The following is a 12,446-nucleotide window of genomic DNA, read 5'->3' on the forward strand; positions in this document are numbered from 1 at the left end:
CAGGCGTCACCCGGTGGCCCCGGGGGCCGTCCTCGGGCAGCTCATGCCGATTTTGCATAAGCGCCCGCCGGGGCTTATGGAACAATACGGCAACCGACGGATTCCGCTTCCGTCCCTTTACCGCTCTCCCTGCCCTGGCGCTACCCAACATGAACGACGAAATCGTCTACCTCAACGGCGAACTCACGCCTTTGTCCGAAGCCCGCATCCCCGTGCTGGACCGCGGCTTTATCTTTGGCGACGGCGTGTATGAAGTCGTCCCCATCTACGGCGCCAAGCCCTTCCGCCTGCAGCAGCACCTGGCCCGCCTGGGGCGCAGCCTGGCAACCATCGGCATTCCCAACCCGCACGCCGAGCCGGAGTGGATGGCGCTGATCGACCGCGTGGTGCGCGCCAACGGCCTCAGCGACCAGATGGTCTACATTCAGGTCACGCGCGGCGTGGCACGGCGCACCCATGCCTTCCCCAAGGAGGTGACGCCGACGGTGCTGATCATGACCAACCCCATGTCGCTGCCGTCGGCGGACATGCGCGAGAAGGGCGTGGCCTGCGTGACGGCCGAGGACAAGCGCTGGCTGCACTGCCAGGTCAAGTCGACCTCCCTGCTGGGCAATGTGCTGGCGGCGCAGAACGCGGCGGAGCACGGTGTCACCGAAACCATCCAGTTCCGCGACGGCGCGCTGACCGAAGCCTCGGCGTCGAATGTCTGGGTGGTCGGCAAGGGCCGGGTCTCGGCGCCGCCGAAGGACAACCTGATCCTGGAAGGCATCCGCTACGGCTGGATGGAGGAGTTGTGCGCAGCGCTGGATATCTCGCTGGAAGCGCGCCGGATTTCGCAGGACGAGGTAATGGCTGCCGACGAGGTGCTGCTGACGTCGGCCAGCAAGGAGATCCTCGCGGTGGTGACTATCGACGGCAAGACCATCGGCAGCGGCGAGCCTGGCCCTGTGTTCAAGAAGCTCTACGCCGCGTACCAGGCAGCCAAGGTGGCGCCGTAGTACGGGAACGGTGTGGCTGGTTGCCCGGCGTGACCGAGCGACCGGCGTTGCCCGTCCGGCCCGCAGAGCAGCAGCGTGCCGGCGGCGGTATCCAGTTCCAGGCGGGCCGCGGCGATCATGCTGCGGCTGTCAGCGCCTGCGGCGCGGCGCGGTATTCCGGCTCTCCTTGCGCCCTGGCGGCCTGCGGGCGGACCTGCCAGTAGGCGTCGTCGGGCGCAGCAGTCAGGGATTTGCCCCGCTGCTTCCAGTTTCAGCTTCCCCAACGTCAACGCAGCCTCTTCCCCGGCTTGCCATACGCCAGCGCGGGCAGGCCCGGCCAGTGCCAGCATGGCCTGCGCCTCGCGCTCGCGAGCGAATGATTCCGGATATGCAAACGCGAAATCCGTGCAGGCGGCGCGAAGCGGGGGAGGGCCGCAGCGCACGCGATGGCGGTCGGGATTCGCATTCGCATATACACCCCACGCATCTAAGCAAAGACGAATTTCGTCCTTCGGCGGCTTGTTGTGCTGCGCTATCGTGAGGGACTTGTAAGCGACCGCTTGCGACGGACAAAGCCTGCGGACAACGGCGCTGCGCAAGCGCTGCCGCATGCGCGGCACCGGGCAGGCATTGCAATGCGCGAATCCAGGACCAATCGATATCGACAGGAGGTTTTCCAATGGCTACACCGCTGAAAGTGGTTGCCGTCAACGGCAGTACGCAACAGCCCTCGCGCACGCTCGCGTTGGTGCAGGCGCTGCTTGCCGAGCTCGATGGCAAGCTGCTGCTGCACAGCCATATCGTCAACCTGGGCGAGATCGCCCGTCCGCTGGGCGCCGCGCTGACGCGCGCCGAACTGCCGCCGGAGATTGAAAACGAGCTGCTTGCCATCGAGTCTGCCGACCTGCTGGTGGTGGCGACGCCGGTCTATCGCGGGTCCTATTCCGGCCATTTCAAGCATCTGTTCGACCTGGTGGGGCAGGAGGCGCTGGCCGACAAGCCCGTGCTGCTGGCGGCCACGGGTGGCAGCGACCGGCACGCGCTGGTGCTGGAGCATCAGCTGCGGCCCTTGTTCGGATTCCTGCAAGCGCTGACGCTGCCGATCGGCGTGTATGGTAGCCCCGGCGATTTCCAGAACCACCAGGTCAGCAGCGATGCGCTGGCCGAGCGCATCCGCCTGGCGGCCGACCGCGCCGCGCCATTGTTCGGCGCCAGCCGCAGATCGCCGCTGCAGCGCGCCGCCTGAGGGGAGCGCCGCAGCCGGGATGTCTTCATCCCGGCTCTCGGCAAGCGTTCGTTGCCACGCCGTGTCCTTATTGACGGATCGTGTCCGGCATTGCCTTCCCATGCGCGCTCTCGCGCGATTGACATGGGCGTAATCTATGCTTGTGAGCGAAAGCCCGCCCCGGCTCCTCCGTCGGCGCGGCGCCCAATCCCTTGAAAGGACAAGCATATGGAACACCAAGCAGCCAATCAGATCCCCGCCACCCTGATCCCCGGGGACGGCATCGGGCCGGAAGTGGTGGAGGCCACCGTCAGGGTGCTGGACGCGCTGGGCGCGCCGTTTTCCTGGGACGTGCAGCAGGCCGGCATGGCGGGCATCGCCCAGGGCGGCGACCCGTTGCCCGAGGCTACCCTTGACAGCATTCGCCGTACCGGCCTGGCGCTGAAAGGCCCGCTGACCACGCCCGTCGGCGGCGGCTTCCGCTCGGTCAACGTGCGCCTGCGCGAAGCCTTCAATCTCTATGCCAATGTGCGGCCCGCCCGCACGCTGGTGCCGGGACGCTTCGAGAACATCGACCTGGTGCTGGTGCGCGAGAACGTGGGCGGCTTCTACGTGGCCCACGACTATTACATCCCGGTGGGCGACGATCCGCATGCCGTGGCCGTATCCACCGGCACCAATACGCGCGACGCCTGCCGGCGCATCGCCCGCTTCGCCTTCGAGTACGCGGTCAGGAACCAGCGCAAGAAGATCACCGTGGTGCACAAGGCCAATATCCTCAAGGCACTGACCGGGATCTTCCTGGAAGCCGCGCGCGAGGTGGCGCAGGACTATGCGGGCCGCGTGGAGATGGACGACCGCATCGTCGATGCCTGCGCCATGCAGCTCGTTCTCAATCCCTGGCAGTTCGACATGCTGCTCTGTACCAACCTGTTCGGCGATATCCTTTCCGACCAGATTGCCGGCCTGGTGGGCGGGCTGGGCATGGCGCCGGGGGCCAATATCGGCGATACCGCCGCCATTTTCGAGGCCGTGCACGGCTCGGCTCCCGATATCGCCGGCAAGGGCATCGCCAATCCGATTTCGCTGATGCTGGCCGCCGGCCTGATGCTCGAACATGGAGGCCGGCAGGACCTGGCGTTGCGGCTGCGCAAGGCGATCGACCTGGCGCTCAATGAGGACCAGGTCAGGACTGGCGACCTGAAGGGCTCGGCGTCCACGCTGCAGTTTGCCGACGCGGTGGTGAAGCGGCTGGGTTGACGCACCGGCGCATGCGGGGCGCCGCGGACAGGACCAACCCGGATAGTCCCGCCACGCACTCTTGCGTACCATGGTTGCGCCGCTACCGTCACTTCCGACACGAGCCGGCGCTAACCGAGGGCTTGGCATGCAGACATCGGAACCGTACTTCCACTTCCGTCTTGATTCCAACGACGACCACAAGATTGAGGTCCATCGCTGGCAGGCAGGCGCGGCGCCGCGCGCCGTGGTGCAGATCGCGCATGGCATGGGCGAGCACGCGCGGCGCTACCGGCCGCTGGCCGAAGCGCTGGTGGGCGCGGGCTATGTGATCTATGCCAGCGAGCACCGGGGGCATGGCGCCGATGCGGCCGCCCAGGATAGGCTTGGCGAATTTGGGCCGCGTGGCTTTGTAGCACTGGCGGACGATATGGCCGTGCTCAGCCGGCACTCGCGGGCGCAGCATCCCGGCTTGCCGCTGATCCTGTTCGGCCACAGCATGGGGTCGTTCGCCACGCAGTGCTACCTGGTCGAGCACAGCGAGTTGCTCGCCGGCGCGGCGCTGTCGGGCACCACCGCGGTGGACCTGATGCTCGAGGCGGCGCGGGCGGGGTTCAAGCTCGAGGATATGAATGCCGGGGTGCCGGACAGCCGCACGCCCTTCGACTGGCTCAGCCGCGACCCGGCACAGGTGGATGCGTATATCGCCGATCCGCTGTGCGGCTTCACCGCCACGCCGGCGTCGCGCGCCTCGATGTTCGCCGAATGCGCGCGCCTGGCCGAGCCGGATACGCTGCGCCGCATCCGTCCGGGGCTGCCCATCTACCTGTTCACCGGCGACCGTGATCCGGTCAATAATCACCTGGCCTGGTTCGATCCGCTGGTCAGCCGCTATCGCGCGGCGGGGCAGACCGATGTGTCGTCCCACGTATTCGGCGGCGCACGCCACGAGACGTTGAACGAGACCAACAGTGCGGAGGTGATTGCCATCCTCGCCGCGTGGATCGGGCGGGTGGTGTCCGGCCGCTGACGGGCGTCAGGGCAGGAGGCGCGCCTCGGTCACCGCCTGCAGCGCTTCCAGTGTGATGCCTTCCGCCATTGCCTCAACGCGCAAGCCATCGGGCGTCACGCGCATCACCGCCAGGTCGGTATAGATGCGGCGGACCACGCCGCGTGCGGTCAACGGCAGCGTGCAGCGGCGCAGCAGGCGCGGGCGGCCGTCGCGCGTGGTGTGTTCCATCAGCACCCAGACCTCGCGGGCGCCGAAGGCGAGTTCCATGGCGCCGCCCACGGCTGGCGGGGTGTTGGGGTCGCCGCGGGTCCAGTTGGCCAGGTCGCCGTTTTCCGCTACTTCATAGGCGCCCAGGATGGCCAGGTCCAGATGGCCGCCGCGCATCATGGCAAAGCTCAGCGCGGAATCGAAGATCGCCGCGCCGGGGCGCAGCGTCACCGGCTGCTTGCTGGCGTTGATCAGTTCCGGGTTTTCCTGGCCCTGCGGCGGGCGCGGCCCGAGATGCAGGATGCCGTTTTCGCTATGCAGGAAGACCTCCCGCTCGGGCGGGATCATGTCCCCGACCAGCGTCGGCAGGCCGATGCCCAGGTTGACATAGGATCCCGTGCGGATGTCCTGCGCCGCGCGCCGGGCGATCTGCTCCCTGTTCCATCGCATCATTGTTCGCTCCCGGCGGGTTGGCCATCGGTGGTGACGAGGCGATGGACAAAGATGCCCGGCGTCACGATATGTTCGGGGTTCATGGCGCCGGCATCGACCATCGTGTCGACCTCGGCCACCACCACGCGCGCGGCGGTCGCCATCACGGGATTGAAGTTGCGCCCGGCCAGGTGATAGTCCAGGTTGCCGAGGCGATCGGCGGTGCCCGCGCGGATCAGCGCGAAATCCGCATGCAGCGGCAGTTCCAGCACGTGCTGCACGCCGTTGATCTCGCGCGTGTCCTTGCCCTCGGCAAGAATGGTCCCGGCGGTGATGGGGCAGTAAAAGCCGCCCAGCCCGGCCCCGGCGCAGCGGATGCGCTCCACCAGCGTGCCTTGGGCCACCAGTTCCAGCTCGACTTCGCCGCGCCGGTAAGCGTCGCGAAAGGCCGTGGCCCCGGCCGTCAGCGGATACGAGCAGACCAGTTTGCGCACGCGCCCGGCTTCGATCAGGCTCGCCACGCCCTCGCCGTCGTAGCCGGCGTTGTTGGAGATCACCGTCAGATCACTGGCGCCATGCGCCAGCACCGCGGCGATCAGGCCGCCGGGCAGGCCGGCGCTGCCGAAGCCGCCCACCATCATGGTGGCGCCGTCGCGCAGATCGGCGATGGCCTCGCCGCAGCTTGCTACCCGTTTGTTGACCAATTCCATGCCCGACACGCTCCCGATCCGCAGCTTCCCCGCCGCCAAGCCATGCATCATGCGGCGTTCGGATCGATAGGTTCAAGTACAAGAGGCTTAATTGTTGATAAGCTAGGCTTATATTGTGCGCACTGGCCATCCCGATGAACCTGGAACTCCGACACTATCGATACTTCGCCGCGCTGGCGGAGGAACTGCACTTTGGCCGCGCGGCGGAGCGCCTCGGCATTTCGCAGCCGGCGCTGAGCCAGCAGTTCAGGTGGATCGAGCAGGAGGCGGGTGCGCCGCTGCTTTCGCGCAGCAAGCGCCGGCTGGCGCTGACGGAGGTTGGCGTTGTCTTCCATGAGGAAGCGCTGGGCGTCCTGCGGCAGGTCCGGCACGCCGAACTGGCCACCGCCAGCGCGAGCCGTGGCGATCTCGGCAGCGCGTCCATCGGCTACGTGGCATCCGCCGCGCTCTCGGGTTTGCTGCCGAGGCTTGTCTATCGCTTCCGCCAGGACTATCCGGCCGTGCGGCTTGCGATGCGCGAGATGGACATGCCGGCCCAGCTCGATGCGGTTGCGCGCGGCGCGCTCGATATCGGCTTTATCCGCCCGCCGTTGCAAGCTTTGCCCGAGGGGCTGGCCTTGTTCGATATCGCCGCGGAAGCGGTCGTGGTCGCGCTGCATGCCACGCATGCGCTGGCAAGCCGTGCGCGCATCGATGTGGCCATGCTGCGCGACGAGACGTTTATCTGCACGCACACCGAACACGGCACCGGCTTCTACGCCATCACCCTTGCCATCTGCGGCAATGCCGGCTTCCAGCCGCGCGTGGAGGCATTGTCGAGCCAGATGGCCACCATCATCAGCATGGTGGCGGCCGGGTTCGGCGTGGCGCTGATCCCGGCCTCGATGCGCGCGTTCGCGCCGCCCGACGTGGTATTCAAACCGCTGGCGCGCAACGAGGTGACGTCGCAGCTTGCCGTGGTACATCGCAAGAACGAACGCTCGCCCACGGTGCTGCGGTTGATCGAGCGGTGCCGGCAGGGGAGGGGGAAGGGCCGGCAGCCGGGCTGAATCCTGAACGGGCCGGGCGGCGGGGAGCCGCCCGGGTCGAATGCGAGGGGCCGTGCCCCCGTGCTCAGGCCTTCAACTGGTCCCGGACCGGCAACGCGCGGATGCGCTTGCCCGTAGCCGCGAAGATCGCATTGCACAGCGCGGGTGCAATGGTCGGCACGGCGGGTTCGCCGACGCCGCCGAGCGGCGCGTCGAACTTGCCCGGCACCAGGTGCACGTGGATCTGGCGCGGCGCCGACGGCGCGCGCATTACCTCGTACTGGTGGAAGTTGTCCTGCTGGGCGCGTCCGTCCTTGAAGGTGATCTCACCCGTGGTGGCCAGGCTGATGCCCATGATGCAGGCGCCTTCCACCTGCGAGCGGATGCGGTCCGGGTTGACCTGCGCGCCGCAGTCCACCGCCATGTCAATGCGCGGGATGCTGATGCCGCCATCGTCGCCCACCACCACCTCGATCACCGCCGCTACATAGGTCACGAAGCTGTAGCAGACTGCCAGCCCCAGCCCGTGTCCCTTCGGCGGCTTCCTGCCCCACCCGGCTTCGCGCGTGGCCAGTTCGATCACGCCGCGCAGGCGGCCGGTATCGAGCGGATATTGCTGCGGCGATTCGCCGTAGTTCCAGGCGTCGGACAACTGGTTCGGGTCGATGCGGCGGTCCGGGCCCAGCAGCGCCAGCAGGTAGTCGCGATGATCGCGTCCCGCAGCCGTGGCCAGCTCCGCCGCGAACGACTGGACCGCGAACGCGTGGGGGATATTGGACACCGAGCGGAACCAGCCGATGCGCGTGTGCGCTTCCACCTCCGGATTCTCCACGCGCACGTTGGGGATGTCGAACGGCATGTTTACCGCGGACATGCCTAGCTCGAACGCGGCTTCGTTCTTTGCGCCGGCCACGAAGGTGGACGTGATGGTGGATGCGGCGGTGCGGTGCAGCCAGGCCTGCGCGCGGCCGTCGGCGCCGAGCATCGCCTCCATGTGCTCAACCGAAACCGTGTGGAAGTAATCGTGATGCAGGTCGTCGTCGCGCGTCCAGGTCACCTTGACCGGCTTGCCGCCCATGGCCTTTGACAGCAGCGCGGCCTCGGCGGCGAAGTCAGGCTTGGACTTGCGGCCAAATCCGCCGCCCAGCAGCGTCACGTGCACCGTGACGTCCTCGGGCTTCAGGCCCAGATGCCCTGCCACCGTTTCACGCGTGGCCTGCGGCGCCTGCACCGATGCCCAGACCTCGCACTTGCCGCTGGCGACGCGCGCGGTAGCAACCGGCGGCTCCATCGTGGCGTGCGCGATATGCGGCAGGTAATACCGCGCCGTGACCCGCTTGCCGGGACCGGCCAGCGCGGCCATGGTGTCGCCCTGGTTCCGCACCACCTTGCCGGGCTGGCTCGCGGCCTTCTCCATCGTCACCCGGAACGCGCCGGACTCGTAGCTGGCATTGGGGCCATCGTCCCAGCGCAGCTTCAGCGCCTCGCGGCCCTTGATGGCCGACCAGGTATTGGTGGCGATCACGGCCACGCCGCCGAGCGGATGGAACATCGCGGGCGCGGGGCTGCCCGCCAGTTCGACCACCTTGATCACGCCGGGCACTTTCATGGCCTGCGTGGCATCGACGCTGGCCAGCTTGCCGCCGAACACCGGCGGGCGCGCGATCACGGCGTAGAGCATGCCGTCCAGCCGCACGTCGATGCCGTACTGCGCGCGGCCCGTGGCGATGGCGTGACCATCGATATTGCGCGTGCTGTTCTTGCCGATATAGCGGAACTGGGCGGGATCCTTCAGCTTGAGGCTGGCGGGGGCGGGTACCGGCAGGCGCGAGGCGTCCTTCGCCAGCGCGCCATAGCCGAGGCTCTTGCCGCTGGGTATGTGGACCACGGCATGGTTGCGGGCCTGCACTTCGTTCACCGGCACGCCCAAGCGCGCGGCGGCGGCGGCCTCCAGCATCGTCCGGGCGCTGGCGCCGACGCGCCGCATGGGCTCGAAGAAATGCCGCACGCTGCGCGAGCCGTCGGTGTTCTGGTTGCCGTAGCGGATCTCGTCGCCCGGGGCCTGCACCACCAGCACCTGCGCCCAGTCGGCCTCGAGTTCGTCGGCCACCACCATCGGGAGGCTGGTGCGCACGCCCTGTCCCATCTCCGAACGGTGGCACACGATGCTCACCTTGCCGTCCTCGCCGATGGAGAGGAAGACCAGCGGGCTGTCCACCGCGCCGCCGGGCATGCCGTCGCGGCCGTATTTTTTGGGTTCGTCGGCCGCCAGCACGATGCCGTCCAGGCCCACGGTGAGCGTCAGCCCGGCAACGGCGCCCATGCCCTTGAGCCAGCGGCGGCGCCCGGCGGATTGCGGGCTGCCGGCGTGGTCCGGCTGGGCCTGTGCCACGGCGAGAACGTTTCGTTCGCTCATTTTGCGCTCCTCTTGCCAGCCGGCTGGGCAGCCGGTTTCGCGGCCACGTTCGATCTGGCGACGTGCTGGATGGCGGCGCGGATGCGCGTATAGGTGCCGCAGCGGCAGATGTTGCCGCTCATGGCGCCGTCGATGTCTTCCTCGCTCGGGTGCGGGTTCGCGTGCAGCAGCGCAGTGGCCGACATCAACTGGCCGGCCTGGCAGTAGCCGCACTGCGGCACGCCGAATTCCTCCCAGGCTGCCTGCAAGGCCTGCCCGATCTTGTCGGCCGACAAGCCTTCGATCGTGGTGATCTTCTTGCCCGCGACTGCCGAGATCGGTGTCACGCACGAGCGGATCGGCTGTCCATCCATATGCATGGTGCAGGCGCCGCACAGCGCCATGCCGCAGCCGAACTTGGTGCCGGTCAGGCCGATGTGATCGCGCACGGCCCACAGCAGCGGAGCATCGTCGGGCAGGTCGATCTTTTGCGGCACACCGTTGATCGTGATTGTTCTCATGTGTTTTTTTTTGCGGGGATGGTGCAACGGGGAAGAAGACTGGCGTGCGAGCCAGTGCCTGCGCATTCCTGCGCTGCCGCGTGCGTGAAGGCGGGGGAGTGGTTCGTGTGGTGGGAGTGGACCGCCCGGCCGGGCGCCATGCCGCTGCGGCAGCGTTGCGCAACGCGCATTGTGACCCCGGCCGTTGATTCACGGAATGGCGGAGTCGGGATTTCTTAATTCCAGAAAATGGAATTGTGGTGGTGGGGGGCGAAGCGGGGAGGGGGCTGTGAGGGGGGGGTGTTCTTGCGCGGCGGCATCCGATGCCGCGGCACCAGGTCACATGGTGCCGCGGCGGGATACCAACTGCGGGTACTGCATCAGGCGTTGGCGCCGTCGGTGAATGCGTCAGCCTTGCCGGTGCGGGCGCCATCGGTGTAGGTATCGAAGGCGCGGGCCGGGAAGGCCGAGACACCGGTGCGGTCCAGGCCAGCGATGCGGGCGCCGTCGGTGAAGGTATCCAGCTTGCCGGTGCGGGCGCCGTCGGTGTAGGCATCGAAGCCGCGGGCCGGGGAGGCCGAGACACCCGTGCGGTCCAGGCCGGCGATGCGGGCGCCTTCGGTGAAGGTATCCAGCTTGCCGCTGCGGGCACCGTCGGTAAAGGTGTCGTGGGTGCGGAAGTCATAGCCATACTTGTCGGCGGGCACCGTGGTGCGGAACTCATAGCCGTACTTGTCGCCGGGGAGCAGGTCCTTGGCGGTGGTGGCGTGGGCGGCGCCGATGGCGGCGAACGACAGCACGAGGGTGGAAGCAAGCTTGAGGGCGACGGTCTTGGTCATGATGTTCTCCGGTTTCTTAAAATTCGTTGAATTTCATTGATTGTTCGTTGCATCTGCCAGAACGTTGCTTTGTTTGCTGCGCGCCGTTCATGTAACGAACTATAGGAGAACCATCGGTGGCTTTGACTTGCTTTATCAGGATAAATTGTTCAATATTTTTGAATTAAGGGGGCAGGCCGTTGAGCCCTCGCTTGTCGTGCCAGACGCGGCGAAGGTGGACGCTCTCGCCTCAAGCCTCGGGCTGCGCTTCCCGGCTGGCGGCGATAAGCGCCGGCGCCACCATCTGAGCCAGCAGCCGCAAAGTCGCAACTTCACCCTCCGTCCATACGCCGCGCGCCGCGAGGAAGTTAAAGGTGCCCACGCAACGGCCGTCCTCGCACACCGGCACATTGACTACCGCCGACAGGCCAAGGCCGCGGATGACGGCGATGTCGTCGAACACCGCCTCAAGCGCGGCGTCGCCTTCGCCCACGAAGACCTCGCCCTGATGCAGCACCCACCGTGTCCATGGCGTATCGGCCTTGCGCTTGCTGCCGCCCACGGGATAGGCGGCCTTGTCCGAGGACCACAGCCGCACCACTTCCGAACTGGCGCGCCGGTAGGCATTGATGGTGAGCAGGCCGGGGCCGAGCAGTGCGGCGGTGGCGTTGCCAATTGCCTCGAAGGCACTGGCGGGCCTGGTTGCGCGAGCCAGCGCGCCGCACAGCGAGGCGAGCAGTGGCGCAGGCAGCGACACAGTAGCGTGAGCGGGGTCGGTAGCAGATTCGGGAACACGATCGGTCACAGCTTCACTCCCCCTTGATGCCGAGGTCGTGGATCAGCTTGCCGTAGCGGTCGGCGTCGCGGCGCAGGATGGCGCCGAACTGCTGGGGCGTGGAGGTGGCGGTTTCCACGCCGATGGCGTTCATCTTCTCCTTCACTTCCGGCATCGACATGATCCTGTTGATCTCCTGGTTCAGGCGTGTCACCAGTGCGGGCGGCATGCCGGCGGGGCCGAAGGCACCGTACCAGACGGACAGCTCATAGCCAGGCACGGTTTCCGCCACGGTCGGCACATTGGGCAGCAGCGGCGAGCGCTTGCTCTCGGTCACGGCGAGCAGGCGCAGTTTGTTGGCTTTGACGTGCGGCAGGGTCTGCGTGCCGGCGGAGAACAGCAATTGCGTCTGCCCGGCCACGGTATCGACCACGGCAGGCGCACCGCCCTTGTACGGCACGTGCAGCATCTGCACGCCGGCCATCTTCTCGAACAGTACCGCGCTCAGGTGGTTGGTGGACCCGGGGCCGGCGCTTGCGTAGGCGAGCTTGCCGGGATTGGCGCGCGCGTAAGCGATCAGTTCCTTGACGTTGTGCGCCGGCACCGATGGGTTGACCACCATGGTGTTGGTCACGTAGGCGAGCAGGCCCAGTGGCGTGAAGTCTTCCACGCCGCGGAACGGCATGTTGGGCATCAGCGCGGGGTTCATCGCGTGCGTGCTCATGGAGCCGACCAGCAGGGTGTAGCCGTCGGGCTTGGCGCGCGCGACCATGGCGGAGCCGATGTTGCCGGATGCGCCGGGCTTGTTGTCGACAATCACCGGCTGGCCGAGGGAGCGGGTCAGGTGTTCGGAGAGTACGCGTGCCAGGATGTCGGTGGAGCCGCCTGCGGCCCACGGCACGATCAGGGTGATGGGCTTTTGCGGATAGGGATCGGCCGCGCCGGCCCCGGAGGCGGCGCAGAACAGCGAGAACGTGGCAAGCCCCAGCAGGCAGCGCTTCAAAACGGTTTTCATCTCTTTCCTTCTCCGGTTGCTATGCGAACCGCCTGAGGCGATCCGGTTTGATTCGATTCCTGCTTGCCTCGTCGGACCGCTGGTTTCCTCCGGCGGTCTTTAACGCGCCTCAA

The 12,446-nt window shown here is 67.2% G+C and carries 12 protein-coding genes; 5 read left to right on the plus strand and 7 right to left on the minus strand.

What is annotated here, in order from left to right:
* Window positions 1–149 precede the first annotated feature (149 nt).
* The 4 genes from ACZY0R_RS09900 (at window position 150) to ACZY0R_RS09915 (ending at window position 4,471) form a co-directional block, all read left to right on the plus strand.
* Complete coding sequence (locus tag ACZY0R_RS09900) at window positions 150–998, plus strand: D-amino acid aminotransferase (RefSeq protein WP_488858191.1); 849 nt, start codon at window positions 150–152, stop codon at window positions 996–998.
* 658 nt (window positions 999–1,656) lie between these two features.
* Complete coding sequence (msuE, locus tag ACZY0R_RS09905; protein ID WP_488858192.1) at window positions 1,657–2,223, plus strand: FMN reductase; 567 nt, start codon at window positions 1,657–1,659, stop codon at window positions 2,221–2,223.
* Window positions 2,224–2,430: 207 nt separating this feature from the next.
* Entirely contained in the window at window positions 2,431–3,462 is a 1,032-nt protein-coding gene (locus ACZY0R_RS09910) for an isocitrate/isopropylmalate dehydrogenase family protein (protein WP_488858193.1), read from the plus strand.
* A 127-nt stretch (window positions 3,463–3,589) separates the two neighbouring features.
* On the plus strand, window positions 3,590–4,471 hold the full coding sequence (locus ACZY0R_RS09915) for an alpha/beta fold hydrolase (protein WP_488858194.1): 882 nt from the start codon (window positions 3,590–3,592) through the stop codon (window positions 4,469–4,471).
* A 6-nt stretch (window positions 4,472–4,477) separates the two neighbouring features.
* Here the strand turns inward: ACZY0R_RS09915 and ACZY0R_RS09920 are convergent, their stop codons facing one another.
* Together ACZY0R_RS09920 and ACZY0R_RS09925 are read right to left on the minus strand one after the other, a co-directional pair.
* A complete protein-coding gene (locus ACZY0R_RS09920; protein ID WP_045235765.1) occupies window positions 4,478–5,113 on the minus strand; it encodes a 3-oxoacid CoA-transferase subunit B in 636 nt (211 codons plus the stop codon).
* Window positions 5,110–5,796 carry a CoA transferase subunit A gene (locus ACZY0R_RS09925; RefSeq protein WP_488859622.1) on the minus strand — a complete coding sequence of 229 codons (687 nt, stop codon included), beginning with the start codon at window positions 5,794–5,796 and terminating at the stop codon, window positions 5,110–5,112. The genes ACZY0R_RS09920 and ACZY0R_RS09925 overlap by 4 nt, the downstream gene beginning before the upstream one ends.
* A gap of 140 nt (window positions 5,797–5,936) precedes the next feature.
* Between ACZY0R_RS09925 and ACZY0R_RS09930 the strand changes: the two genes are divergently transcribed.
* Window positions 5,937–6,851 (plus strand): LysR family transcriptional regulator, encoded by a 915-nt coding sequence (locus ACZY0R_RS09930; protein ID WP_488858195.1) that lies wholly within the window; start codon window positions 5,937–5,939, stop codon window positions 6,849–6,851.
* Between the two features lie 64 nt (window positions 6,852–6,915).
* Here the strand turns inward: ACZY0R_RS09930 and ACZY0R_RS09935 are convergent, their stop codons facing one another.
* The 5 genes from ACZY0R_RS09935 to ACZY0R_RS09955 form a co-directional block, all read right to left on the minus strand.
* Window positions 6,916–9,246: a xanthine dehydrogenase family protein molybdopterin-binding subunit gene (locus tag ACZY0R_RS09935; protein ID WP_488858196.1), complete on the minus strand. Its 2,331-nt coding sequence runs from the start codon at window positions 9,244–9,246 to the stop codon at window positions 6,916–6,918.
* Window positions 9,243–9,746, minus strand: a complete 504-nt coding sequence (locus ACZY0R_RS09940) for a (2Fe-2S)-binding protein (protein WP_488858197.1) — start codon at window positions 9,744–9,746, stop codon at window positions 9,243–9,245. Before ACZY0R_RS09940 ends, ACZY0R_RS09935 begins: the two co-directional genes overlap by 4 nt.
* Before the next feature lie 359 nt (window positions 9,747–10,105).
* Complete coding sequence (locus ACZY0R_RS09945) at window positions 10,106–10,564, minus strand: hypothetical protein (protein ID WP_488858198.1); 459 nt, start codon at window positions 10,562–10,564, stop codon at window positions 10,106–10,108.
* A 229-nt stretch (window positions 10,565–10,793) separates the two neighbouring features.
* Entirely contained in the window at window positions 10,794–11,348 is a 555-nt protein-coding gene (locus ACZY0R_RS09950) for a GAF domain-containing protein (protein WP_488858199.1), read from the minus strand.
* Between the two features lie 4 nt (window positions 11,349–11,352).
* Window positions 11,353–12,333 carry a Bug family tripartite tricarboxylate transporter substrate binding protein gene (locus ACZY0R_RS09955; RefSeq protein ID WP_045235771.1) on the minus strand — a complete coding sequence of 327 codons (981 nt, stop codon included), beginning with the start codon at window positions 12,331–12,333 and terminating at the stop codon, window positions 11,353–11,355.
* Window positions 12,334–12,446 lie beyond the last annotated feature (113 nt).

This window comes from Cupriavidus sp. F041 (genome assembly GCF_057814235.1).

What these genes read in the sequence shown, in the direction of transcription:
- ACZY0R_RS09900 (WP_488858191.1), top strand. Translation starts at nt 150, where the DNA reads ATGAACGACGAAATCGTCTACCTCAACGGCGAACTCACGCCTTTGTCC.
- msuE (WP_488858192.1), top strand. Translation starts at nt 1,657, where the DNA reads ATGGCTACACCGCTGAAAGTGGTTGCCGTCAACGGCAGTACGCAACAG.
- ACZY0R_RS09910 (WP_488858193.1), top strand. Translation starts at nt 2,431, where the DNA reads ATGGAACACCAAGCAGCCAATCAGATCCCCGCCACCCTGATCCCCGGG.
- ACZY0R_RS09915 (WP_488858194.1), top strand. Translation starts at nt 3,590, where the DNA reads ATGCAGACATCGGAACCGTACTTCCACTTCCGTCTTGATTCCAACGAC.
- ACZY0R_RS09920 (WP_045235765.1), bottom strand. Translation starts at nt 5,113, where the DNA reads ATGATGCGATGGAACAGGGAGCAGATCGCCCGGCGCGCGGCGCAGGAC.
- ACZY0R_RS09930 (WP_488858195.1), top strand. Translation starts at nt 5,937, where the DNA reads ATGAACCTGGAACTCCGACACTATCGATACTTCGCCGCGCTGGCGGAG.
- ACZY0R_RS09935 (WP_488858196.1), bottom strand. Translation starts at nt 9,246, where the DNA reads ATGAGCGAACGAAACGTTCTCGCCGTGGCACAGGCCCAGCCGGACCAC.
- ACZY0R_RS09940 (WP_488858197.1), bottom strand. Translation starts at nt 9,746, where the DNA reads ATGAGAACAATCACGATCAACGGTGTGCCGCAAAAGATCGACCTGCCC.
- ACZY0R_RS09945 (WP_488858198.1), bottom strand. Translation starts at nt 10,564, where the DNA reads ATGACCAAGACCGTCGCCCTCAAGCTTGCTTCCACCCTCGTGCTGTCG.
- ACZY0R_RS09955 (WP_045235771.1), bottom strand. Translation starts at nt 12,333, where the DNA reads ATGAAAACCGTTTTGAAGCGCTGCCTGCTGGGGCTTGCCACGTTCTCG.